The organism is Bacillus sp. MHSD_36 (assembly GCF_030757775.1).
In the GTDB taxonomy this organism is placed as follows: domain Bacteria; phylum Bacillota; class Bacilli; order Bacillales; family Bacillaceae_G; genus Bacillus_A.
Window position 1 is genome coordinate 220,440 of the sequence record NZ_JAVBIS010000005.1, and the last position, 25,861, is coordinate 246,300.

Below are 25,861 nucleotides of genomic sequence, written 5' to 3' on the forward strand. Positions count from 1 at the left end.
AGGGCGTTTGCAGGTCAATACAGAAGGTTTTACCTTATTTCTTCTATTTAAAAACTTAAAGGCAGAAAAGATGACATTCTCTTCTGCCTTTTATAAGCCTATTAGCTATTTTTAGTCATAAATCTTAAACGCATTCCTATTAACAAAAGAATTACCCCTATAAATGGAAGGTAGTTTGTATTATGACCTGTAGCTGGAAGTTTTTGATTATTGGAACTGCCTTGCTCTTTTTCTGGTAAGTTAGGCGCTCCTACTTCTTCACCTGGTTTCTCTGTTTCTCCACCTGGCTTTTCTGTTTCTCCACCTGGTGTTTCTGTTTCTCCACCTGGTGTTTCTGTTTCTCCACCTGGTGTTTCTGTTTCTCCACCTGGTGTTTCTGTTTCTCCACCTGGTGTTTCTGTTTCTCCACCTGGTGTTTCTGTTTCTCCACCTGGATTCTCTGGACCTTTGCTTGTTTCTTTTTCATTTGTAATTTGAAGTTTTACTACTTCAATTTTTTGATTAGAAATCGTAAATTCAATTTCCTTATCAGATAACTCATAACCTTCTGGCGCCTGAACTTCTTTTAAAATATAATCTCCTGGCTCTAGTTCTTTCGAAGTTGCTTTACCATTTTCATCTGATGTTAATGTGTCTATTTTTGTTCCATCTTTCAAAATTTCAAACACTGCGCCCGCTAATTTTTTATCTTTATCATTAGCATCTACTTTTATAATTTCTACTTGACCTTTAATCTTTTCTTTCACTTTTTCATTCAATACTTCTTGTTTTGCTACTTCATTTGCTACAATGTTTACTTCCACTTTCACTTCTACTGTTTTGTAGCCTTCTGGCGCTTTCGTTTCTTCTAACATATACTTTCCTGGCACTAAGTTTTCGAATTTCACAACGCCGTCTTTATTCGTTGTTTTCGCTTCTCCAACTACTTGACCATTTTCATTTTTCAGCTTAAATTCTGCACCTTCTAGAACTTTTCCACTCTCTGCATCCTTTTTGATTACTCGTAAGCTTCCTAGTTCTTTTGCGTTTTCTACTTGTACTTGTACTACTTTGTTCGCTTCCACAACGACTTTAATTTCTTCTTTTAACAACTTATATCCTTGCGGTGCTTTCGTTTCTTTTAATGTGTATGTTCCTGGTTCTAATTTCTTAGAGGTTACTTTACCTGTTTTATCTGTTCGTAACATCTCTACTTTTTTACCATCTTTATGCACTTCAAATTCTGCGTCTGATAATACTTTCGCTTGATCTTCTGCATCCACTTTTACGATTTCAAATTGACCAAGGCTCTTACTGTTCGTTACTTTTACATCAATAACTTTTTCACCATCAACTGTTACATGAATTACTTGTTTTGTTAACTCATAACCTGCTGGCGCTTTTGTTTCTTCTAACGTATATTCACCAGGCACTAGTCCGTCTACTTTAACAGTTCCAGACTCATCTGTTGTAATTCCTTCTTTTACAACATTTCCTTGCGCATCTTTCAATGTAAATTCTGCGCCTGCTAAACGTTTCGCTTGATCTTTATCATCCGTCTTAATAATTTGTAGAGAACCTAAGATTCTTTCGTTTTCCGCCTCTACTTTTACTACTTCTTTCTCGTTTTGTATTGTTACTTTCCATTCTTTATTTGAAAGCTTGTAACCTTCTGGTGCTTTCGTTTCTTTCACTGTATATTCACCTAATGGTAATTTTGGCGACATCACTTTTCCACTCTCATCTGTTTTCAGTTCTGCTACCTTTTTACCATCTTTATACACTGCGAATTCTGCACCTGATAACAATTTCGTTTTATCATTTGCATCTACTTTCACCACTTCAAATTGACCTGTTACTTTTTCATTCGTAACTTCTTGTTTTACTACTTCGTTTGCTACTACGTTTACTTCCACTGTTACTTCTACTGCTTTATAGCCTTCTGGCGCTTTCGTTTCTTCTAACGTATATTTTCCTGGTTCTAAGTTTTCGAATTGTACTACACCGTCTTTATTCGTTGTTTTCGCCTCTCCAACTACTTGACCATTTTCGTTCTTCAGTCTAAATTCTGCGCCTTCTAGAACTTCTGCACTCTCTGCATCCTTTTTGATTACTTGTAAGCTTCCTAGTTCTTTTGCGTTTTCTACTTGTACTTGTATTACTTTGTTTGCTTCCACAACGACTTCAATTTCTTCTTTTAACAACTTATATCCTTGTGGTGCTTTCGTTTCTTTTAATGTGTATGTTCCTGGTTCTAATTTCTTAGAGATTACTTTACCTGTTTTATCTGTTCGTAACGTCTCTACTTTTTTACCATCTTTGTACACTTCAAATTCTGCGTCTGATAATACTTTCGTTTTATCGTTTGCATCTACTTTTACGATTTCGAATTGACCTGTAGCTTTTTCAACGATCTTTTTATTCAACACATCTACAGTCACTGTATTATTAGCAGCTACATCAATATGAACTAAACTAGATGATAGTTCGTAACCTTTTGGTGCTTCAACTTCTTTTAATGTATATGTTCCAACTGGAAGTTGTTTTGATAAAGCTTCACCTTTACCATCTGTAATAATTGTTTCGACAACGTTCCCATCTTTATCTATAACATCAAATTTTGCACCTGGTAAAAGTTGACCAGATTCACTATCTTTTTTCAATAATTTAAATTGACCATTTTCTACTTTTTTCGTATTCTTCATAACAATTTTCATTACGTTTGTATTATCAATTGTTACTTTTACTGGTGTATCAACTTTTATATATCCTTCTGGTGCACTAATTTCTTTTACAAAATAATCACCAAATGGTAAATCTTTAACTTCCGCAATACCCTTTTCATTTGTTGTAACAGTAGCCACAATATTATTATCTTTGTCTATAACATCAAATTTTGCGTCTTTTAAAACAATGTTTTCATCGTTTTCATCAACTTTTTTAATTTGTAAATTTCCTTTTTCAGCTGCTGGCTTTTTCCACTTTGGCCAGTTAAATTTAAAATTATGAACCTCAAATCCATCTCTTTGGTGTAATCCACCAACAAAGGCTTGTCCATTAATTGAACCACCCTTTGTATCTACAACTGCATTAGGTGCAAATACACTTCCTACTACACCATATCCTTTAGTTGTTATCTTTTTAGCATTAGGGAACACCCAAATGACTTTACTAGCTAACTCAGTAAAAAAGGAATTAGGGTCATATGCTTGAGAGGTATTAACTAATGTGAACCCGCCCTTATCTGTTGTATCATACAGGATTGCACCGCCACCAAAATTAACTTCTTCTGCGTCTGAATGAATAACAATAAAATCTTTGTTATTTACATTTGGAAGATAAACATCCTTTACATTGAATGGTTCTTGCCCTTCTAATCCTGAAGAAACGTAAATATTAGGATTCTTTACATCTTCACCGATTCCAAAGGTCATACCCGGTTTTGGTTTATCAGTATGTAATTGACCCGCATCCTCAATTACACTATTAATGTCTTTTCTAAACTCTTTAAATTTAGCATCAATCTCCGCTTGCTCTTTATACGAGATACGGTCATATGACGTTTTCATTGCGCCATCTGGATCACCGTCTTTTGTCATCGCCACTGTTCCATCTTGAATAATTACTTGTCCTGCTCCCGCTTTCGTAAATTGACCGCCTAGTAATAATGATGGATATCCTTCATCTACCCAAGTTGCTCCTGCTAAGTTATTTGCTCCAGTTGCAGCCGCTACGACTGTATAACTTGATGCATTCATATTTTTTTGAACCGCCATCGCACCCTCAATATCCGCACTCGTTGCACTATGATCTCCAAAAATGATTGCATTGTAATAAGATACATCACCTAAACCTTTTAATTCTGTTGTAGCTGCTTCTGCTTTATACGGTAAATGGATTAAAAAATTCATACATACTAGTAATACAACTATAAAACTACTACTTAATTTTTTTATTTTTTGATTAAATGATTTCCTCAAGAAATTCATTCCCCCTTTTAAACTTCCTAAAACCAAACAAAAAGCATCTTTCATATGTACCCAGCCTTACTCACAATTACCTAAAATCATCCATTTAAATAAAAACAAGAAACTCTACAACTGCTTAATAAAATTACTACAATTCATTTTTGAAATAATACGTAAACGAAACTATCATGCGGGAGTATTTTTTGCATATAGAGCTCAACAAAATTAACCTGAAGAATATTTCATGTGGTGTAACTATTTTGGCAACATCATTCACTCTACAATAGTTTCTCAGAGTATTCAAGTGAATTGTATAGATTTCATACACAATTCATAATCTAAAACGTTTTCATTCCTTTTAATACGTTCAACAAAAAAACGTAGCTCAAAAGCTACGTTTTTCTTTCATCGTTTCGGTGTATTTTTATGATTTTTCAAAAATGGAAGCGGGAATTGCTTACGGAAATGTTCTTTAATCATATACTCTACACCGTTCTCACTATTTGAACGTGTAATCCAGTCAGCTGCTTGTTTTAACTCTACAGGCGAGTTCCCCATCGCTACCCCGAGCCCTACATTTTCAATTACTTCTAGATCTTCTAGACTATCTCCAATCGCAACCATTTCGTTTAGCGAAATATTTAAATGCTCTCCAAGCAATTGTAATCCACGTAATTTTGATACATTTTGCGGCAAAATTTCTATTCGTTTTGAATCACACTCAACATACTCTAAATCCTGGAACGCTTTTCTTAATGTATGGAGCCCTCGTTCTTTTTCACCTTTCGTTTGGAAAAGAACATCAATTTTTGGTGCCGCTACTGGATGATCACGAAGCGCATCACCTAATGAATCCACAAATTGAACTGGATAAAATAACGGATCTGCACTCGATAACACAGTACGTGCAATTAAGTTTGGTGTATTTCTCTCGCGATTTCCGATTGAAAACCGTTCATGAGAGATGCGGACGTTACAATCAAAATGCTCTAACACTTGCACAATGTTAAACGTCTTCTCTTCCGATAATCTTCTTTGAACATACGGCTTATCTAACGTTGCTGAAACGAAAGCACCGCCATGTGTCACTAATATAGAATCTAATTTTAGTGCCTTTGCTACTTTATGAGCGGACTGAAAATTACGACTCGTAAATAATGTAACGTATACATCTTTTCTTTTCACAAATTCAATTGTTTCTCGTAATCCTTTTGCAATTTTTCCGTTGTTGTATAGTAGTGTCCCATCTATATTAAGAGCTAGTAAGCGATAAATCATGTCGCACTCCCCCTCTTCGCTGTTGTACTCTATCCATAATTTATGAAATAAATGTAGCAAATAGAACGAGTTAGAATTACTACTGAAAATTTGGTTTACTATATACATATACACTTAGCAAAGGAGATAGTACAATGCAGGCACCACCTTCCTTTTATGAAGGCGATACGTTAGAAGTCGCAAAGAAATTACTCGGACAGAAACTCGTACATATTGTAGACGGAGTAAAACGAAGCGGAATCATTGTAGAAGTAGAAGCGTACAAAGGTCCCGATGATAAAGCTGCGCATAGTTACGGAGGTAGACGAACGGACCGTACAGAAGTCATGTTTGGTGCACCGGGACACGCTTACGTATATTTAATTTACGGTATGTATCATTGTTTTAACGTCATTACAGCGCCAGTTGGCACCCCGCAAGGTGTTCTCATTCGAGCCCTTGAGCCGGTAGATGGAATAGAAGAAATAAAACTAGCACGCTACAACAAGACCGACATTACAAAGGCGCAATATAAAAATTTAACGAACGGTCCTGGCAAACTATGCCGCGCCCTCGGCATTACTTTGGAAGAACGAGGTGTATCGTTACAAAGTGACACATTACATATTGAACTCGTCCCAGAAGAAGAGCAGCTATCATCACAATATAAAATAACAGCAGGACCTCGTATTAACATCGACTATGCAGAAGAAGCTGTACATTATCCGTGGCGTTTTTATTATGAGGGGCATCCATTTGTTTCAAAGAAATAAAGTGAAACTTTAATCAGTGGGGGGTCTTCATCCCCCACTGATTATTAGCCCTCACCAATCGGACTTTTATGGGCAGTTGATCCCCCTCCCCCGCCTAACTTCTTTGCTTTCGCTGAATTTGGAGGTGGGGATCTTACTGCCCATTAAAGCGGGATAAACGATATCGACTTACCAACAAATAAAAGAAGACTGTTCCAAAGTGGAACAGTCTTCTCCTTTTACTCCGCACCTTCCGCAGTTGCAATATTATCCTCTAAGTTTTCTCTAGATAATTCAGCCGCCATAAAGTCAGCTGTTTCTGGAAGTGCTAAATGCATATGAGCTTTTTGACAAATTTGGATCGTGCAGTTTTCAACAACATAATCGAAAACGTGCCCGCCTCCGCTTCTTTCATCATCAATATAATGTAAGTGGAAACCAGCTACACCAATACCTTGCGCATAATCTGGCGTCCAAAATCCAGCAAGCGTACCTTCTGTATTTTTAAAGGAAAAGATCGGCTGTGATTTCGTCACTTCAACGAGCGGTGTATACGGTTTTTCTTGTTTTGGAACAGTTCTCGTTCTTACTTCGCGGAATGTACCATCCATTCGAATCGCGTAAAATAAGTTTTTACTTGGCATTAATTCATGTAATAATGCCTCAACTTCTTCACGATTCATCGGACGCTCTACTGTATAACTCATTTCTTTTTCAAAAAACGTTACAGTCGCAAACGGTGTTGTTTCTTCTGGCTCTACTTTTTCTGCTGAACCGTCTGAGCGTAAATGATAAAATTCGTTATCAAATGCAATCATTTCACCATCTAATTGATCAAATGTGCCGATGCCGAAATCACCACGTTCTTTCAATTCCTCAAAGCTGATCACACCATCATATATACCATCTAATAGCGCAAGCATTGTAGATGTTTGATATACTTCATTGCTCATTTTCGTTTTTTTTGCATCCATATCGATTAATTGCGCAACAGTCATCTCAAATCTGCCTCCATTAGTTTAATTGGTTTGGTAATAATTTTTCGCTTAATTTAATGTTATCACGATAGTCGATTGGAATATCAATAATGACAGGACCGTCTGCTGCTAATGCTTCTTTTAATACCCCTTCTAATTCATCAGGCGTGTTAACACGAAGACCTAACGCCCCGAAACTTTCCGCATATTTCACAAGATCAACATCGCCAAACTCTGTAGCTGATGTTCTGCCGTATTTCATCATTTGTTGGAATGCAACCATATCATATGTGCCGTCTCTCCAAACAAGATGGACGATTGGAGAATTTAAACGTACCGCCGTTTCTAACTCCATCGCTGAGAATAAGAAACCACCGTCACCTGATACGGAAACTACTTTTTTACCTGGTTCTACTAAAGTAGCAGCAATTGCCCAAGGAAGTGCAACACCTAACGTTTGCATGCCGTTACTAAATAATAATCTACGTGGTTCATAAGAACGGAAACATCTCGCCATCCAAATAGAATGGGAACCGATGTCACATGTAACGGTTGTATCGTCACTAATTAAAGAACGAAGTGTACGAATCACTTGAAGTGGATGCGTAACACCTTCTGAAGGACGATTTGGAACTTCTGCTTGTTCTGATAATTTCGCACGTAATCGTTCTAACACTGCTTCTGATTTCGTACTTAATACAAGTTTCGGTAATTTCTCCGCGATGCTATTTACCGTTAAAGCAATATCACCAATTAATTCACGCTCTGGTTGGTAATCATGGTCGATATCTGCTTGATGGTCATCAAGATGAATAATTGTTCTGTCTCCAAGTTTATTCCAGAATTTTGGATCATACTCAATTGGGTCATAACCGATAGAAATAACAAGGTCTGCTTCTTCTAGTAAAATATCACCTGGTTGGTTACGGAATAATCCAACGCGGCCGAAGAAATGATCTTCTAACTCACGTGAAATCGCACCAGCTGCTTGATATGTTTCAACAACAGGAAGTTCTGTATCCGCAATTAATTTACGAACAGCTTTCGTCACTTCATTTGTGCTCGCTCTCATACCGAGTAAAATAACCGGTAATTTCGCTGCTTTTATTTTTTCTACGACATATGTAATATCATGTGTGGGAGCGATTCCAAGCTGTGGCTTAGAGAGCGCACCGATAGACTCTACAGTCGTTTCCGCAGTCATAACGTCTTGCGGCAGACTTACTAAAGTAGCTCCTGGATTTGTGGAAGTCGCACTTCGGAATGCATTTGATAATGCTTCTGGCACATTATCAGGATGCTCTACTTCTACGCTATATTTTGTGATTGGTTCGAATAGTGCAGCATTATCCATAGATTGGTGCGTACGTTTTAATCGATCTGTACGCGGAACTGCACCAGCTAAAGCAACAACGGGATCACTCTCCGCATTCGCAGTAACAAGACCTGTCGCTAAATTTGATGTCCCTGGTCCTGAAGTTACAAGACACACACCCGGTTTCCCTGTTAATCTACCAATCGCAGCTGCCATAAATGCTGCATTTTGTTCATGACGACAAACAATTAACTCTGGTCCTCTTTCTTGCAGTACATCAAATACAGAGTCAATCTTCGCTCCTGGAATACCGAAAACATGTGTAACACCTTGTTTAATTAAACAATCAACAACAAGATCTGCTCCTTTTGTTTTTGTCTTCACGTCGTTTGCTTTTACACCTGTACTCAAAACTAATCATTCCTTTATTTCATAATGTGTGTAATAAAGATTTTTAACTTCACCTAGTTAATTAATGTGGTGAAGTATCGTTTATCATTATAGTACAAATGCATTATTTTTCCAAGAATATGAATTTGACATTATTTTGACAAACAATAAGGAATACGCTTACAACCCTTTGTTTATCCTAAAATAATATTTTTATACCTCTTCTAAAAATACACAAAAAACTTCCATCTCATCACGGTACCAAAATGTTTACAGTACCTTGCAAAGAATACTACTAAATGATATATTTGTAAATATTGGAACACCCATTAATTGGAATAACATGCATAGTTAGTATATCCCCTTCAAAAAAGATCGGACTCTCAGCTATAATTCATTATTTTATAAAGGGAAGTGATTGCAATGAACAAAAGTGAATTTTTAGCACAACTTAGTTCCTCCCTACGGAATATACCTAATTCAGAAAAGGAGGATATTATCTCAGAATATGAAACTCATTTTATCAGTGGTAAACAAGATGGCAAATGTGAAGAAGAAATTGCTAGAAAACTAGGAAACCCTAAAACGATCGCGAAAGAACTTACTGTTTCCTATGCAATAAGCAATGCTGACAGTAAACGAAGCTTTAAAAATATGCTAACCGCACTATTTTCTGTTATGAGCTTAAGTGTTTTAAACTTTTCCTTTATCTTTGTCGCCTTTTTCGTACTACTCTTTTTATTACCTTTTCTTCTAGTACTGATCATTGCCACTCCAGTATTAATTATTTCACCTATTTTATTAATAGGATTAGGATTCTTTAAAGGGTTTCATCAAATTAGTTATTCCGATGTTTATAATGTGTTCATCGCTTTTTGCGTCGGTTTACTCATATCCGTCGTATGTTATCAAATGGTCAAACATATATACGCACTTTTAGTAAAGTATTTGAAATGGAATATAGCTATTTTACAAAGACACTAATGAATAAAAAAGGAGATTAAAATGAAGAAATATACTTTATATTCACTCATGCTACTTACTCTTTTATTTCTATCAGCTTGTTCAAACAGTGCACAACCTAAGGAAGAAAACGATGTACAATCTATTAAAGATGTTACGATTAAAATTCCAGAAACTATATTCACTTCCTCAAAAAAGAATGAAACGATTAACGAAGATGAAATGAAACAAAATATAAAAACGTATTTAGATTATAGCGGAGAGTTATACGAAAACATCGTTCCACTTTCATCAGCCATGTCTGACGAGGAAGTCACGGAATCCGATCGAGAGAAATTAAAACAACTAGTAGATTTAGCGAAACAAAACGATGCGAACTTCCATCATTTTATTAGTAACAACACGATTCCTGATGATTACAAAAAACCTTCGAAAGAAATGTATGAATTCGTTTCAGCGTCTACAGCGCTTTCAGTGGAACTAGAGCAAGAATTAGACAAACTCGCTCAAGATGGTAACGTATTCAAAACTGATTTTTCTTTTACAAAACGCTTTGAGAAGGTTAATGGTAGGAAGCAAAAAGAAATTGAAACATTTTTGAAGGCGAAGAATATTGAAACGGAGTATTTCCACAAATAAAAAACAAAAAAGACGCCCCTATACTAGGGCGTCTTCTCTCATTACGCTTGTTGTTGCGCGCTATATAATTCTTCAAGTGGCTTCATGATAATTTTGTTAACGTCGCCGATTACAACGTTTAAACGTTGCTCAGTTTCCATTAACTTTGTGATTTTAGCATCTTGTTGAATGCGAGCTACAACTTCTTGTGCTTTTTGGTTATCTTCTTCAGTGATTTCTTGACCTTGCATCATTTTTTGTTGTAGGCCAAGTTGCATTGTGCGGAACTCATCGAATAGGTTCTTTGAAGCTGCGTCACCTTGAACTGCTGCGTAGCTCTCTTTTAAAGTTTTGAAGTCTTCGTTTTCAGCGATTGCTTTTTGTAATTCATATGCAACATCATGAATGTTTTTTGTCATTTTATTTTTCCTCCTTTAGAAGGCTAGCACTTGTCTTGCGTACTGCCTTTTCAGTGCATTTACATACGCACCTCTTCTTACCATATCAAACTATGCAAGAGATGTGAAGAAATTTCACTTTTATTTCTATGGACTTATTTTATTATGTAAGAAACAATAGTAACAATCCTTGCACGAGTCCAATCATACCGCCTAATAAGGCGCCTAAATACGTAATCATTTTTAGTTCATTTTTTGTAATGGACAGCACTAAATCTTCTAGTCTCTCCGTTGAAAATGTAGATACTTCTTGCTGGACAATTTCAGCCAAGTGGAGATTATTTAGTATACTCGCTACGTTTTCTGCTCCCCACTTCAAGCCTTTCGTTACTGCACTTGGAACTACCTTTTCCATAATTGTTTCTCGAACTGGCTCACATACTTGCTGCACAGATTGATTTAAAAATTTACTTACTGTTTCCTTCACTTTAACTGCAGACAATATGGAGCTTACAATCATTTCTTTTTCTACAAACGTTTCTACTTCTTTTACATCTCTTCCTTTTAACTTTTCCCACTCTTTTTGCAGTACATCAGTTAAAAGCTGTTTCGTACCTTCTTGCCCTAAAAACTTAATAACCTCAGGCTGCACACGATCCACTACACTTACATTCCCTAAAAACATTCCGACTAGGTTAAGCAGCGTTCCCCTAGAAGCAAAGAAATCATCAATCATTTTTGAAAGACGAGCTTTGCCTTCTTCGCTTTCAAAAAATTGAGTTGCTCGCCCTAAAATAAATGCCGAAACATTTGGAATCGCATTCTCTATTTTCTCGTGAACAGAATGAGGTAAAGCTTGTTCCCATGTATATGTATAGTACTCTTCTAAAAATGCCTCAATCTTTTCTGTAATCACATGTTCAATTTTCTCGGTTGCCTCTTTTTCTACATGTGCTACATTCCATTTTTCTAACATTTGTCGCAGTGATTGTTCATTCGTCATTACTTTATCCACTTCTACTTGTGCCCAGTGGATTAAACCTTTTTGAAACTCTTCATTTGTTAACTTCTTTCCGATTCCTTCTGGCGTTAACAAATGCTCGACAACCATTTTCCCTAATTGAACAGCAAGCTCATCGCGGCGCTTCGGAATTAATCCTGGTGTAAATGGAACTTGAAATTTCCCAATATAAATAGGACGGTGAGGACGAAATAACATTTTTATCGCTAAATGATTTGTGAATCCTCCAATAATTGCTCCGAGCCCTGTCGTCGTTAACATACTCAACCATATATTCATTACAATCAACCTTTCACTTCTCCAAAACTATAGCATATCATCATACGGACAAAAGTATAATGGTATAAAAACGTATTTGCAATATATAGCTTCGCCTATTGTGCCAACATTTTGTTAGTAAAGGAGTGATTTCGTTGGTTCTCGGTATTTTAACTTCTCACCCTCATTATGAGCAAACGTATTACACCGAAATCGCTAAACGCGCTCGGCTTTATCATAATGTCGTTGCCCAGTTTACGCCATTTGGTATTGATCCTAAAACAGATCTTATTTCTGGTCTGATTTATGATACTGATACAGGAAAATGGAAAGAGCAAATATTCCCTATTCCTTCTTATATATATGATCGTTCTTCTTTTAACGAAGAAACAAACTTCGAAAAAGCAAAATCAATTATTCACTCATTACACAACCGTCCTACCACTACCTTTTTAAATAACACACTCATTGATTTAAGCGAACTACATGATGTATTTCTCACGAACAAAAAATTATCTCCTTATATACCCAAATTTGAAATAGCAACGATACAAAACGTTTTCAAACTGTTATTAAAAACAAAAGATATTATTATACGTCCTACTAACACACATTCCAATGAAAGTCTGTACCGGGTCGCTTATAAAAATAAAACCTTTCATATCGATACGATCAATGACGCCTATCATACTTCAGCTCAAATGAAACGGACCGATGAATTTATATCTTGGTACAAACGTAACATACGATCAGCATGTTATATCACCCATACAATGCTGCAACCACCAAATCAATTAACATATCCGCTCCATATTCGAACCATTTTACAAAAAAATAAAGAACAGCAATGGAACGTTATCGGTCAATTTATACAAAAAAGCTCATTTCCAGATCAACTTTTATTTTCGGTAACGGACGATTCCACTCTGCACTCATTTTCAAAAATTAAATACGTACTATCTAGTACTGGGGTACAGTTATTACAAGACGCTTTACATGACATTATAAATGAAGTGTTTCAAACATTAGATCAATCTTATTCTTCTTTATTCGAGCTAGAGCTTTCCACCATTATGGATCAAAAAGGGGCCATTTGGCTTATGTATGTCAACACGATTCCCCCGTACGAACATTACATTCGTCATAGTGATGCATTAGCTGAGAAAATATATCACGGACCACTCAAATTTAGTCGCTTTACACCATAATGAAAGGAGGTAATTTCATTTTGAAAGAGCACATATATACATTAAACATTTCAGATGAGCATCCAAATAGTATTACTTTACCTTATATTTTTTCCATTACACCACCGATTACATCCCTCTCCTTCGGCATACGCCATGTTGCCAGTGAAGAGGTGAAGATTCATTATTCCTTTACTCGCGAAATCATTATCGGAAAACAAATTGCAGAGAAGCTGTTACTTCCTCAATCCACTACCATCCATGCATTCACTCAAAATGAAACCATTATTTTCGGACCATTAATCGGGATTTTTACAACCGGTTTTAACGATGACTCTTCTAATCCTTTAGGAAGCCGTTCAACTTCTCTTGGCGAGTTACTAACGCCCCCATTCACTTTGCAACCATTTGTATTCGTTTTTGGTGTGCAACATATAGACTGGGAAGATGAAACAATTGAAGGATACTTCTTTCAAGAAGGGCAATGGATTAAGAAAAAAGTACCTTTTCCGAATGTCATTTACGACCGATTACCAAATCGGAAAGCCGAAAATTATAAACCGATCGTAAGAGCAAAAAGAAAATTAGAGCATGACTATGCGATTCCATGGTTTAACCCAGGTTTTTTTAATAAATGGGAAGTACATCAACTTCTTATGAAAGATGAATCCATTATGCCGTTATTACCAAACACAGAAACATTTCAGCACTTCGAACAAGTGGAACGATTTCTCGGAACGTATAAATCGATTTACATGAAACCCATTCACGGCAGCTTCGGTAGAAATATTCATCAACTATTTTATTCCCAAGCAGAGAATTGCTACTACTGTCGTTATCGCGAGAATGAAGCAAACAAACTAAGAAAGTATCAATCATTAGAAACACTTCTAAACCATGTGTTAAAAGGACATGATTTAAAAAAGTTTATCGTACAACAAGGTATTTCCTTACTTCGCTTCGACGGGCAACCTGTTGATTTTCGCATTCATACAAATAAAAATCATTTCGGCCAATGGATGGTCAGTGCAATCGTCGCAAAAATTGCTGGCAAAGGTAGCTTAACAACGCATGTAAATAGCGGTGGTGATACAAAATTACTACAAGAACTTTTTCCGGATTCAACGAAACAAGTTCAAATTGAAAATAAATTAAAACATACAGCCTTACAAATTAGTTACGCGCTCGATGAACAAGTAACTGGAAACATTGGAGAAATCGGTTTTGATATCGGTTTAGACACGCAGGAAAACCCGTGGCTCTTTGAAGCGAACTCTAAACCTGGGCGAACTGTATTCCAAGATGCCAAATTAAAAGAACAGAGTGAACTAACGCGCCAATTATTTTACGAATATGCCATCTACTTAACTGAACATTCTTTGCGCGATGCAAAGGAAAAAATGTCTCAAATAAAATCAGAGGCTTCCTCAAACACCGAGCATATCCCTTCCCCTATGATTCACTCACAAATACAAAAACAAAAACTTCCACCTCATTCATAAGGTGGAAGTTTTCTATTTACACAAGTTTTACGACAACTTCTGTTTCCACATTACACATCCCGCAATAAAAAACATGATTACAGTACTCTTGTGAATTATTATGTGTTAAACCATCTACTGCGCTTAATAATTCTTGATCCATATACGCACTATAATCGTCTATGTAATCTACAGTTTTCCCGTAATCTTGGAGTATACTTTGGCAATTTTGACAAGAATATGTTTGTGATTCTAATGCGTTGCAAAGCGGGCAAATTCCCATCACGATTCCTCCATATAATTGTATCTAGCTACGTATAGGAGCGGCTTGCCCCATTCTTACTTACATTCTCCTCAAAATAGCAGGATACAAAAAGAAAAATATATTTCATATCGCTCTTAGTTTTACCTTCTTTCTAAAAAATACAACGATTACTCTTATTTCATAATTTACGAAATCACTAAGATTTTTTTACAAAATTTACAAATTATTATTTCGTATATCTTTCTAGGTAACATCCATACTATGAGTACAAACTTAATTACCGATGGATTAGCGCCAAACGGGGCGATAATCTGGTTCAACTCCAGCTAGTCCAACCAAAAAAATTTTTATAACTCTAAGGAGGATATATTCCTATGGCAAACCAAAATTCTTCAAATCAATTAGTAGTACCAGGAGCAACAGCTGCAATCGACCAAATGAAGTACGAAATCGCTCAAGAATTTGGTGTACAATTAGGAGCAGATTCTACGGCTCGTGCTAACGGTTCTGTTGGTGGCGAAATTACAAAACGTCTAGTTGCAATGGCTGAGCAAAGCCTTGGCGGATTCCACAAATAAATATATATGGCAAAAAGGTCTCAAGGCATATGCCTTGAGACCTTCCTTCATTTATCCCGCTTTAATGGGCAGTAAGACCCCCACCTCAAAATTCAGCGAAAGCGAAGAAGTTAGGTGGGGAATCAACTGCCCATAAAAGTCCGATTGGTGAGGGCTGATAATCAATGGGGGATGAAGAAAACCCCACTGATTAAAGTTTCACTTTATTGCAACATTTGTAAAAACTTCTTCGTACGTTCTTCTTTTGGATTTGTAAAAACTTCTTCTGGTGTACCTTGTTCGACAACGACACCGCCATCCATGAAGATAACGCGGTTCGCAATTTGATGTGCAAAGCGCATTTCGTGCGTTACAATTACCATCGTCATACCTTCTTTAGCAAGTTCCTTCATTACTTTTAGAACTTCTTGAACGAGTTCAGGATCAAGTGCTGACGTCGGCTCATCAAATAGTAACACTTCCGGCTCCATCGCAAGCGCGCGAGCAATTCCAACGCGCTGTTGTTGTCCGCCTGATAATTGGAACGGATATAAGTCTACTTTATCCGCAAGACCAACTTTTTCAAGGAAATAGTTTGCTTTTTTCTTCGCTTCTTCTTTCCCCATCTTTTTCACTGTAACGAGCCCTTCCATTACATTTTGAAGCGCTGTTAAATGCGGGAATAAGTTATGGTGCTGGAATACCATACCTGTTTGCGTACGAAGATTGACAATATCTTTCTTCGTTACTTTTTGAGAGAAGTCGAGTTCTTTATTACCGATGCGAATACTACCAGCGTTCGGTGTTTCTAACACGTTGAGACAACGTAAGAATGTCGTTTTACCAGATCCAGATGGCCCGATAATAACAACAACTTCTCCCTTCTCAACTGATAAATCTATATGCTTTAGTACGGTATTATCTCCGAAACTTTTTTGTAAGTGCTGAATTGAGATCATAAAAACAAAAACTCCTTTTGTAAAAGGATTATTTTAATGTGTAGCGTTCTGAACGCTTTTCTAACATCTGTTGTACGATTGATAATAAGAAACAAATAACCCAATAAATAAGACCTGCTTCGAAATAAACAATTAAAAACTCATAGTTCATTGCCGCAATTTCCTGCGCTTTTCGGAACATTTCTGTTACTAAAATTAACGATGCTAACGAAGTATCTTTCACTAAACTAATAAATGTATTCGAAAGCGGCGGAATGGATACGCGCGTTGCTTGTGGTAAAATAACACGTTTTAACGCTTGCGGATATGTCATCCCAATTGTGTAAGCTGCTTCCCACTGCCCTTTCGGAATAGAAAGGATAGAAGCACGAATAATTTCAGATGCATATGCACCGACATTTAATGAAAATCCAATAACTGCTGCTGTATATGGCTCAACTTCAACATTAAGAGTTGGAAGACCATAGAAAATAATAAATAACTGTACAAGAAGTGGCGTTCCGCGAATGATAGATACATAGATACGAGCAATCCATTGTAAAATACGACTACCTGAAATACGTGCAAGCGCCGTTAACGTCGCAAGTATAATTCCGATAATAAATGTAATAAGCGTTAATGGAATTGTCGTAAATACAGCTTCCTTCAGCATAGGCATGAAGGAAGACTGCATAATATCTATCCAAGTAGACAATCGATCTGAAACCAATGCACTACTTAGATACATTTTCACCGAACCATTTTTTCGCTATTTTATCGTACGTACCATCTTTTTTCATATCTTCTAACGCTTTATTTACTTCTTGTACTAGCTTGTCGCTACCTTTACGGAATAAGAATCCACTTTGTGATGCTTCTTTTTCTGTATCTACAATTTTAATTTTTGCATCTTTTTTCGTTTCTAAATAGTTTAACACTGATAATTTATCATTGATTGTGAAATCAACACGGCCAGTATTTAATAATTCTGCTGCTTGGCTAAAGCCTTCTACATTCGTAATTTCCGCACCATTTTTCTTAGCAATATCTGCATAGTTACTTGTTAAAGATTGTGCTGCTTTTAATCCTTTTACATCAGCAAATGTAGCAGGTTTATCCTTATCTTTTGCAATAACTAATACCGCTGAAGATGAAACGTATGGACTAGAGAAGTCATATTTCTTTTGACGATCTTCACGAATACCAACTTCATTCGCAACCATATCGAAACGCTTCGCATCTAAACCAGCAAGTAAGCTATCCCATTGTGTTTCTTTAAATACAGGTTTTACACCTAAACGTTTTGCAACTTCTTCTGATAGTTCAACGTCAAATCCAGTTAATTTATTGCTTGAATCATGGAATGTGAACGGTGCGTATGTACCTTCTGTTCCAATTACAAGTTCACCGCTTTGTTTTATCTTTTGTAACGCGTCTTGACTAGCTGTATCTTTTTTCTCTTCTTTACCGCAGCCCGCTACAATCCCAATCGCTAATGTAGTTACTGCAAGTACTGAAAATAATTTTTTCATGATGGTAATCCTCCAAGTATTCTGATAGGAATTTAAAAACTATATTGATTGTATGCAATCTTGAACAATTTTTCAATGAAAATGTTCTTATTTAGTTTATCCTTTTTCTTCATAATCAAACAAAAGGGAAAAATAACTCTACATACAAAAAATAAGTAACATTTTTTAATATAGCATTTATTGTAGGAAAGGTAAAATAATACTTCTTATTTAACTGCCGCGATTCACTAAAAAAAGAACTTGCGAAAATCGCAAGTTCTCCCCCGTACGTATTAAGCGCTCTGATTACCTTCCATTTGCGTTTTATACATATCGTAATAACGCCCGCGCTTTTTCATTAGTTCATCATGGGACCCTTTTTCTAAAATCGTTCCTCTATCGAGTACAATAATTTGATCTGCGCTTTTAATTGTAGAAAGGCGGTGAGCGATAATAAATGTCGTTCTTCCTTTTTTCACAACTTCTAACGCTTGTTGAATCATCGCCTCCGTCTCTGTATCAATACTAGACGTCGCTTCATCTAAAATTAAAATGGCTGGATCAAATGCAAGTGCTCTAGCAAACGATATAAGCTGACGTTCTCCGGTTGAAAGTGTACTTCCTTTCTCCGTAATTTCTTCATTTATATTGTTTGCAAATCTTTCCGCACCAACATCACGCAATGCTTTTACGATGCGATCTTTTGAAATGTTTTCATTCTCTAAACTAACATTAGATGCTACTGTTCCGCTAAATAAAAACGGATCTTGCAGTACGATTCCCATATGTTCACGAGTTGCTTGTTTCGGCATCTCTTTTACATCGTGACCGTCAATCGTTAGCTTACCTTTTTCAAACTCATAAAACTGAAAGAGTACATTCATAATGGAACTTTTTCCTGATCCAGTATGACCGACAAGTGCCACTGTCTCTCCTTGTTTCGCTTCAAAAGAAATATTTTTTAACACTTCATCTTTTCCATTATAAGAAAACGACACATTATCAAACTTTACATTTCCTTGTAAGCGAGGCATACGTTCTTCTTCTACTGCTTCCCCTTTTTCCTCTAACAATTCAAAAACACGTTCTGATGCAACGCGCGATTGTTCTAAGTTAGCAAGCTGATTTACCATATTTGTAATCGGCGAGAACAATCGTGTTAAATAATCAACGAACGCATACAGTATCCCTAGTGAAATAACACCTGAAGCACTTAATGAAGCACCACCGAAATACCAAATCACACCTGTGAAAGCGATATTTCTTAATACACCTACTAAGTTATGCGAAGTTGCTGCATTTAAATTCAAAATTTTATTTTGATACTTAAAATAATCTCCATTTAATTCATCAAACTCTTTTTTCGTTTCACGCTCTTGACGGAACGCTTGAATAATTGGCATCCCTTGAATGGATTCATTCACTGTTCCGTTAATATCAGATAAACGTGAACGCATTTTATGATTGTATACAGAAGCATACTTTCTATAAAGAATTGCCCAAACGATTAATATCGGGATAATGAGTAAACATATCGTTGCCAATTTTACATCGAGTAAAAATAATGCCGCAAATATCCCTATAATATAGATGATACTAGAGACGAATGTCGCAAGTACCGTTACATATAAATCACGAATGGCTTCCGTATCATTCGTGACACGCGATACAATTTTCCCTGCTGGTAAATGATCGAAATAACGAATCGGCAACGTTTGAATATGAGAAAACACATCTTCCCTCATAATTTGAATAATTTTGTTCGCTGCCTTCTGTAAGAAAAATTGCTTTCCGTATGCAAACAATGATACGACTACTAATAAAGCAAAATAGCCACCACCAAGTAGGAGTAAACGGTTTATTTCTGGTTTATAAAACGCAAACACTTCTTCTTTCGTTAATGCTTTCGCTTTATATACTTGCACCGCCTTACCATTTTGAACGGTAATCATATCATCTTTTACAGAACGTGCCCCTTCAACATTCACTTTGTTTGGTACAAAGTAATATTGAAAACCGACCTGCATCACGCGTACTTCTTTTCCTTTTTTCTCACCTTCCTGGAAGCGATCGCTTCGCTTATAAAAGGCACCATTATACGAAACAGCCTCTTCACTCTTTTCTGTTTCATACCAAGGCTTCTCTATTCCAACGATATGATCATCAATCATCGTTTTCGCGACGAATGGACCAGCAAGCTCTGCGATAACGAAAATAAATAACATTAGCATCGCTGCAAAAATCGTACCTTTCACTTTCATCGCATATTGAAACAATCGTTTCGAAACGCTCATATTTTCACCCCACTATCCGCACTTTCACTTTCTCCTTGTTGTCTTTCAAACTGCTCAGCATACCAGCCTCCACTCTTAATCAGCTGGTCATGCGTACCTTCTTCTATTACTTGCCCTTCATCCATAACGAGAATCCAATCCGCATGTTGAACTGCAGATAGACGGTGTGTCGTAATAATCGTCGTCTTTCCGCTTCTTTCTGTTCTTATATTGTCAATGATCGCTGCTTCTGTACGAGCATCAACAGCTGATAAAGAATCGTCCAAAATTAAAATTTCCGGATTTTGTATAACAGCTCGCGCAATCGAAATCCTTTGTTTTTGCCCTCCTGATAAAGAAACACCTTTCTCTCCAACGAGCGTTTCTAACCCTTCTGGTAAAAACTCTAAATCCTTTTTAAACGCCGCGATTTCAATCGCTTTCTCGAGTTCTTCTTCTGTCGCTTCCCTATTTCCGAATAAAATATTTTCTCTCGCTGTTTTTGAGAACAAAATATGTTCCTGAGGTACATATCCAATCCAGCCGAGTACATTTTCATTCGTCATTTTATCTAGCGTCACATCAGAGACTGCAATATCCCCATCTCCAAGCGGATATTGGCGAAGAAGCTGACGGACAAGCGTCGTCTTTCCGCTTCCTGTTTTCCCGACAACACCAAGCGTTTCCCCTTGTTTTAATGTAAACGAAACCTTCTTTAAATTTGTTTCAGTTGATGAAGGATATGAAAAGGTAACATCATCAAACTGAATATAATCCGGCTCTTGTACAAGCTTTGGATTTTTAGGATCCTTTACATCTGGTTCATACGCTAACGTTTCATTTACACGGTCTAACGAAGCGTTTCCTCTTTGCATAACATTAATTAATTCGCCAATTGCAAACATCGGCCAAATCATCATCCCTAAATACACGTTAAAGGAAACGAGTTCACCAAGTGTCACCTTTGATTGAAATACAAGATATGCACCGTACACTAAACCAATTAAATAACTAAGACCGACAAGCATTTTCACAGTTGGTTGGAATAGTGCATCAATTTTAGCTACTTTCATATTCTTTTCGTAGACGTCATCCCCTAACTGATGAAATCTTTCTTGATCTGCATTTTCTTGTACGTATGCACGAATCACACGTACACCAGCGATTGACTCAAGTACTTTATCGTTCATATCACCGAATGCATCTTGCGCAACAGTAAATCTTTCATGCAATTTCTTTCCATATATATTCATCGCATACGCCATAATCGGAAGCGGTATAAGTGCCGCAAATGTAAGCTCCCAACTAATTGTAAATCCCATCATAAAGACAATCGTAAGCATATATAAACTCGAATCCACGAGCGTTAATATACCGAAACCAGCTGTCATAGCGATTGCTTTTAAATCATTTGTCGCTCTCGCCATTAAATCACCAGTACGATTTTTTTGATAAAACGTCGGTGTCATTTTCAGTAAATGTCCCATAAATTTAGACCGCATCGTCTTCTCCAGTACGAATGCTCCCCCAAACAACTGATGTTGCCAAACGAAAGTAAGACCATATCCAACGATCGTAACCCCTATTAAAATAAGAATAGACTGTATAATAGCTTCGTTCGATAACGTTCCTGTTTTTATATTATCTATCGTAATCCCTAACACTTTCGGGGGAATGACTTCAACTATATTTACAATTAAAAGAGCTCCAATGGCGATACTATATCTCTTCCAATGCTCTTTAAAAAACCATTTTAACTTTAGTAATACTGATAACAATGTAACCTCTCCCTTCTCGTTCTTATTTTCCTCTCATTTCTTTATCCACTATCCAGACCCATCACATTTACATTTCGTAACCCATACAATCTCATCACATTTTTCCACCTTCCAAAGTTTTTTCTTGGAACTCAACAAGGGAAAATAAACAAAAAAAAGCATACCGCCGCTTGACGATATGCACAGAAATGCATAAAAGCGTACGTTACGATATACGCAACGTACGCTTTTTATAAGACAAAGATGCCCTATATATCCGTACGGGTTGCGTAATGATATGAATGTTTTCTGCCATTTAACAGAGCTAAGCCCATTACATTTACGATTACAATCATTACGCACACCCCCTTCATTTATTTTCCATTTATAATCTTACAACTTTATTGAGTATTCTGTCAATTGTTTTTTTCACAAACCGCATGAAAATATACACTACATCATTTTGAAATAAGGGAATGTTCTGTAAGAAAGGGCATACAAAATAAAAAAAGAATAAGAAATCGTTTTCACAAACATTTCATTTGAAAAATGTTATCAAACCCCCTACAATCACCTTATACTCACTCTTACAAGTTGCTATTTTAGGAGGACTAATCATGACAACTAGCAATACGTACAAATTTTATTTAAATGGAGAATGGAGAGAAAGCTCTTCAGGAGAAACAATCGAAATTCCATCTCCATACTTACACGAAGTAATTGGACAAGTACAAGCAATTACTCGCGGAGAAGTAGATGAAGCAATTGCATCTGCAAAAGAAGCTCAAAAATCATGGGCAGAAGCTCCTCTACAAGATCGCGCAAAATATTTATATAAATGGGCTGATGAGCTCGTAAATATGCAAGATGAAATTGCCGATATCATTATGAAAGAAGTCGGTAAAGGATATAAAGATGCGAAGAAAGAAGTTGTTCGTACAGCTGACTTCATTCGTTACACTATCGAAGAAGCTTTACATATGCACGGAGAAAGCATGATGGGCGATAGCTTCCCGGGCGGTACAAAATCTAAACTTGCGATCATCCAACGCGCACCACTTGGTGTTGTATTAGCAATCGCACCGTTTAACTACCCAGTAAACTTATCTGCTGCAAAACTTGCACCAGCATTAATTATGGGTAACGCTGTTATTTTCAAACCAGCAACTCAAGGCGCAATTAGTGGTATTAAGATGGTTGAAGCACTTCATAAAGCTGGTCTTCCAAAAGGACTTGTGAACGTAGCGACAGGACGCGGTTCTGTAATTGGTGACTACTTAGTAGAACACGAAGGCATCAATATGGTATCGTTCACAGGTGGTACAAACACAGGTAAACATTTAGCAAAAAAAGCTGCAATGATTCCACTTGTGTTAGAACTTGGCGGGAAAGACCCTGGTATCGTTCGTGAAGATGCTGACTTACAAGATGCTGCAAACCATATCGTAAGCGGTGCATTCTCTTACTCTGGTCAACGTTGTACAGCTATTAAACGTGTACTTGTACACGAAAACGTAGCAGACGAGCTTGTTGACTTATTAAAAGCGCAAGTAGCGGAACTATCAGTTGGATCTCCAGAGCAAGATAGCACAATCGTTCCATTAATCGATGACAAGTCTGCTGACTTCGTTCAAGGTTTAGTTGACGACGCTGTTGAAAAAGGTGCTACGATCGTTATCGGTAACAAACGTGAGCGTAACTTAATTTACCCAACATTAATCGACCACGTAACAGAAGAAATGAAAGTTGCTTGGGAAGAGCCATTCGGCCCAATCCTTCCAATCATCCGCGTTTCTTCAGATGAGCAAGCAATTGAAATTGCTAACAAATCAGAGTTCGGCTTACAAGCAAGTGTCTTCACAAAAGACATTAACAAAGCATTTGCAATTGCTAACAAAATCGAAACTGGTTCTGTTCAAATTAACGGACGCACAGAACGTGGCCCTGACCACTTCCCATTCATCGGTGTAAAAGGTTCAGGTATGGGCGCACAAGGTATTCGCAAGAGCCTTGAGTCTATGACACGTGAAAAAGTAACTGTATTAAACTTAGTTTAATCTTATATGTAGAAGCTGATCTCGTTTTAGATCAGCTTCTTTTTATATCAAATAATTATTCATCATCAATCACAAACTATTCTCTATAATCTAATTATTACCATATCCATTGACGTATAAAAATTCATTTGTTACTCTTAAATACGTTAATTTAATATTTAAATCCTCATTCGTATCTCGGTGAGGTAGAGGTTGCAGTCATTAAGAGTATCATTTCAGGAGATGTAGTGGCATTGATGAAGGAATGAGAAAGGAATGATTGCCGAAGTAAGCCCGTGTCCACTATGCACGCTTGCTGGGTCTGCTATTTAATAAGTGCAGAACTGTCACAAACGAAACGCTTCGTTTGTGGAGAGCTATCGAGAGGTATGTCGTGGGTTTCTTATAAGATAGAAAGCATGTAGCGACAAATTACGTGTTTTTTTTGTTTTGTTTGGGACTTCTCTTCCTGACTTAGGAAGACATACATATCTCCTCGCTTGACTTGGTTATACTAACTTTGGAGGTATTTTCTATGCAACAAAAAAAATGGGGCTTTTGGGTACTAACAGCTTTCGTTGTCGGTAACATGGTTGGCGCTGGTATTTTCATGGTGCCAAGTACGTTGGCACAAACAGCAAGCCCTCTCGGTGTCACTTTAGCTTGGTTAACAACAGGGTTTGGTGTTTTAATGCTAGCTCTTGTTTTCGGTAATTTAGCAATTCGTCGTCCTGATTTAACGACAGGACCACAAAGTCATGCATATGCTTTATTCTCAACACCAAAAAAGAAAAAAATGGCTGGTTTCAGTATGGTATGGGGATATTGGGTTGCAAACTGGGCAAGTAACGTTGCCATCATTACATCATTTGCGGGATATTTATCACTCTTCTTCCCCATTATGAAAGATACACGACTACTATTTTCAATCGGTTCTTTTAACGTAGAAGTCGGAAAACTAATTACATTTACGATTTGTTCCATCTTACTTTGGGGAACTCATATTATATTAACGAACGGTGTAAGCGGAGCTGGAAAGCTAAACTTCTTAGCAACAACAACGAAAGTAACTGGATTCCTTTTATTCATCGTCGTTACGTTATTTGCATTCGAAGCTTCTAAGTTTGGACAATGGTACACACCGATGATCGATAAATCAGGTGTATCACACGGCCTACTTTCACAAGTAAACTTAGCTGCTCTTACAACGCTTTGGGCTTTTATCGGAATTGAATCAGCGGTTCTTCTATCAAACCGTGCTGTTTCTCCAAAAACGGTAAAACGTGCAACAGTTGCAGGCTTACTTATTACCGTTGCGATTTACTTAGGAATTACAATTTTAACAATGGGTGTACTTCACGTTGATACATTACAAGCTTCTGAACGTCCATTAGCAGATGCACTAAACGCTGCAATGGGTCATGGCGGTGGGAAACTGATGGCATTACTTGCTCTTACTTCCCTATTCGGTTCCATCTTAGGCTGGATTTTATTAAGCTCAGAAGTACCATACCAAGCAGCAAAAGAAGGTTTCTTCCCTTCCTTCTTCACGAAAACAAATAAAAAAGGAAGTCCAATTTACTCATTACGATTAACAAACATTATGTCGCAAGTGTTCTTATTCTCAACATTATCAGGAACAATTGCGGAAGCTTATACATTCGTTATTACCGTATCAACATTGGCCTACCTCATTCCATATCTCGTTTCACCAATCTTCCAGTTAAAACTAGTCGCTACTGGTGAAACGTATAAAAATGAAATGCGGGCAAGAATTACAGATGGTATAGTCGCAGTAATCGCACTTTGCTACGCACTATGGGTTATTAAAACGGGCGCAGCCGATATAAAAACATTCCTTCTCGGAATTGGTTTATTCGTAATCGGCTTTGCATTCTATCCATTAATGAATCGTGATCAGAAAAAAAATAACGAAAAGAAAAACGGGCAAGTTGCATAA

Annotated in this window: 20 protein-coding genes and 1 riboswitch; of the genes, 8 read left to right on the forward strand and 12 right to left on the reverse strand. The window is 37.0% G+C overall.

Annotated elements, in window-relative coordinates; all coding sequences use genetic code 11:
* Positions 1 to 101: 101 nt before the first annotated feature.
* Entirely contained in the window at positions 102 to 3,959 is a 3,858-nt protein-coding gene (locus Q9B79_RS21080) for an MSCRAMM family protein (protein WP_306187303.1), read from the reverse strand.
* Between the two features lie 393 nt (positions 3,960 to 4,352).
* On the reverse strand, positions 4,353 to 5,225 hold the full coding sequence (locus tag Q9B79_RS21085) for a Cof-type HAD-IIB family hydrolase (RefSeq protein ID WP_306187305.1): 873 nt from the start codon (positions 5,223 to 5,225) through the stop codon (positions 4,353 to 4,355).
* Between the two features lie 134 nt (positions 5,226 to 5,359).
* On the opposite strand from Q9B79_RS21085, the gene Q9B79_RS21090 reads away from it, so the two are divergent.
* The gene (locus Q9B79_RS21090) at positions 5,360 to 5,977 is read left to right on the forward strand and encodes a DNA-3-methyladenine glycosylase (RefSeq protein WP_306187307.1); all 618 of its coding nucleotides are present in this window, start codon (positions 5,360 to 5,362) and stop codon (positions 5,975 to 5,977) included.
* Between the two features lie 218 nt (positions 5,978 to 6,195).
* Here Q9B79_RS21090 and alsD read toward each other — a convergent pair whose 3' ends face one another.
* Complete coding sequence (gene alsD / locus Q9B79_RS21095) at positions 6,196 to 6,954, reverse strand: alpha-acetolactate decarboxylase (RefSeq protein WP_306187310.1); 759 nt, start codon at positions 6,952 to 6,954, stop codon at positions 6,196 to 6,198.
* 16 nt (positions 6,955 to 6,970) lie between these two features.
* Positions 6,971 to 8,659, reverse strand: coding sequence for an acetolactate synthase AlsS (alsS, locus tag Q9B79_RS21100; RefSeq protein ID WP_306187313.1), 1,689 nt, complete (start codon positions 8,657 to 8,659; stop codon positions 6,971 to 6,973).
* A 402-nt stretch (positions 8,660 to 9,061) separates the two neighbouring features.
* Between alsS and Q9B79_RS21105 the strand changes: the two genes are divergently transcribed.
* Positions 9,062 to 9,622 (forward strand): DUF1700 domain-containing protein, encoded by a 561-nt coding sequence (locus Q9B79_RS21105; RefSeq protein ID WP_306187315.1) that lies wholly within the window; start codon positions 9,062 to 9,064, stop codon positions 9,620 to 9,622.
* 21 nt (positions 9,623 to 9,643) lie between these two features.
* Entirely contained in the window at positions 9,644 to 10,240 is a 597-nt protein-coding gene (locus Q9B79_RS21110; protein ID WP_306187317.1) for an NDxxF motif lipoprotein, read from the forward strand.
* Between the two features lie 41 nt (positions 10,241 to 10,281).
* On the opposite strand, the gene Q9B79_RS21115 is transcribed toward Q9B79_RS21110, so the two are convergent.
* Positions 10,282 to 10,638 carry a YlbF/YmcA family competence regulator gene (locus tag Q9B79_RS21115; RefSeq protein WP_016082710.1) on the reverse strand — a complete coding sequence of 119 codons (357 nt, stop codon included), beginning with the start codon at positions 10,636 to 10,638 and terminating at the stop codon, positions 10,282 to 10,284.
* A gap of 142 nt (positions 10,639 to 10,780) precedes the next feature.
* On the reverse strand, positions 10,781 to 11,917 hold the full coding sequence (locus tag Q9B79_RS21120) for a DUF445 domain-containing protein (RefSeq protein ID WP_306187322.1): 1,137 nt from the start codon (positions 11,915 to 11,917) through the stop codon (positions 10,781 to 10,783).
* Between the two features lie 134 nt (positions 11,918 to 12,051).
* Between Q9B79_RS21120 and Q9B79_RS21125 the strand changes: the two genes are divergently transcribed.
* Positions 12,052 to 13,104, forward strand: coding sequence for a YheC/YheD family protein (locus tag Q9B79_RS21125; protein ID WP_306187324.1), 1,053 nt, complete (start codon positions 12,052 to 12,054; stop codon positions 13,102 to 13,104).
* Positions 13,105 to 13,124: 20 nt separating this feature from the next.
* On the forward strand, positions 13,125 to 14,585 hold the full coding sequence (locus tag Q9B79_RS21130; protein ID WP_306187326.1) for a YheC/YheD family endospore coat-associated protein: 1,461 nt from the start codon (positions 13,125 to 13,127) through the stop codon (positions 14,583 to 14,585).
* 16 nt (positions 14,586 to 14,601) lie between these two features.
* On the opposite strand, the gene Q9B79_RS21135 is transcribed toward Q9B79_RS21130, so the two are convergent.
* Positions 14,602 to 14,847, reverse strand: coding sequence for a hypothetical protein (locus Q9B79_RS21135; RefSeq protein ID WP_306187330.1), 246 nt, complete (start codon positions 14,845 to 14,847; stop codon positions 14,602 to 14,604).
* Between the two features lie 356 nt (positions 14,848 to 15,203).
* Between Q9B79_RS21135 and sasP the strand changes: the two genes are divergently transcribed.
* Positions 15,204 to 15,407, forward strand: a complete 204-nt coding sequence (gene sasP, locus Q9B79_RS21140; protein ID WP_000013338.1) for a small acid-soluble spore protein, SasP family — start codon at positions 15,204 to 15,206, stop codon at positions 15,405 to 15,407.
* Positions 15,408 to 15,610: 203 nt separating this feature from the next.
* Here sasP and Q9B79_RS21145 read toward each other — a convergent pair whose 3' ends face one another.
* The 5 genes from Q9B79_RS21145 to Q9B79_RS21165 all read right to left on the reverse strand — a co-directional run bounded on the left by Q9B79_RS21145 (position 15,611) and on the right by Q9B79_RS21165 (position 21,886).
* Positions 15,611 to 16,345 (reverse strand): amino acid ABC transporter ATP-binding protein, encoded by a 735-nt coding sequence (locus tag Q9B79_RS21145; protein WP_001970173.1) that lies wholly within the window; start codon positions 16,343 to 16,345, stop codon positions 15,611 to 15,613.
* Between the two features lie 28 nt (positions 16,346 to 16,373).
* Complete coding sequence (locus Q9B79_RS21150) at positions 16,374 to 17,072, reverse strand: amino acid ABC transporter permease (protein WP_029437600.1); 699 nt, start codon at positions 17,070 to 17,072, stop codon at positions 16,374 to 16,376.
* Positions 17,059 to 17,856, reverse strand: a complete 798-nt coding sequence (locus tag Q9B79_RS21155) for an amino acid ABC transporter substrate-binding protein (protein ID WP_306187336.1) — start codon at positions 17,854 to 17,856, stop codon at positions 17,059 to 17,061. Before Q9B79_RS21155 ends, Q9B79_RS21150 begins: the two co-directional genes overlap by 14 nt.
* Positions 17,857 to 18,128: 272 nt before the next feature.
* Entirely contained in the window at positions 18,129 to 20,129 is a 2,001-nt protein-coding gene (locus tag Q9B79_RS21160; RefSeq protein ID WP_306187338.1) for an ABC transporter ATP-binding protein, read from the reverse strand.
* Positions 20,126 to 21,886, reverse strand: a complete 1,761-nt coding sequence (locus Q9B79_RS21165) for an ABC transporter ATP-binding protein (protein WP_306187340.1) — start codon at positions 21,884 to 21,886, stop codon at positions 20,126 to 20,128. Before Q9B79_RS21165 ends, Q9B79_RS21160 begins: the two co-directional genes overlap by 4 nt.
* Before the next feature lie 596 nt (positions 21,887 to 22,482).
* Here Q9B79_RS21165 and gapN point away from each other — a divergent pair.
* On the forward strand, positions 22,483 to 23,922 hold the full coding sequence (gapN, locus tag Q9B79_RS21170) for an NADP-dependent glyceraldehyde-3-phosphate dehydrogenase (protein ID WP_306187342.1): 1,440 nt from the start codon (positions 22,483 to 22,485) through the stop codon (positions 23,920 to 23,922).
* Positions 23,923 to 24,100: 178 nt separating this feature from the next.
* Positions 24,101 to 24,289, forward strand: a riboswitch (Lysine riboswitch).
* A gap of 147 nt (positions 24,290 to 24,436) precedes the next feature.
* Positions 24,437 to 25,861, forward strand: coding sequence for an amino acid permease (locus tag Q9B79_RS21175; RefSeq protein ID WP_001186318.1), 1,425 nt, complete (start codon positions 24,437 to 24,439; stop codon positions 25,859 to 25,861).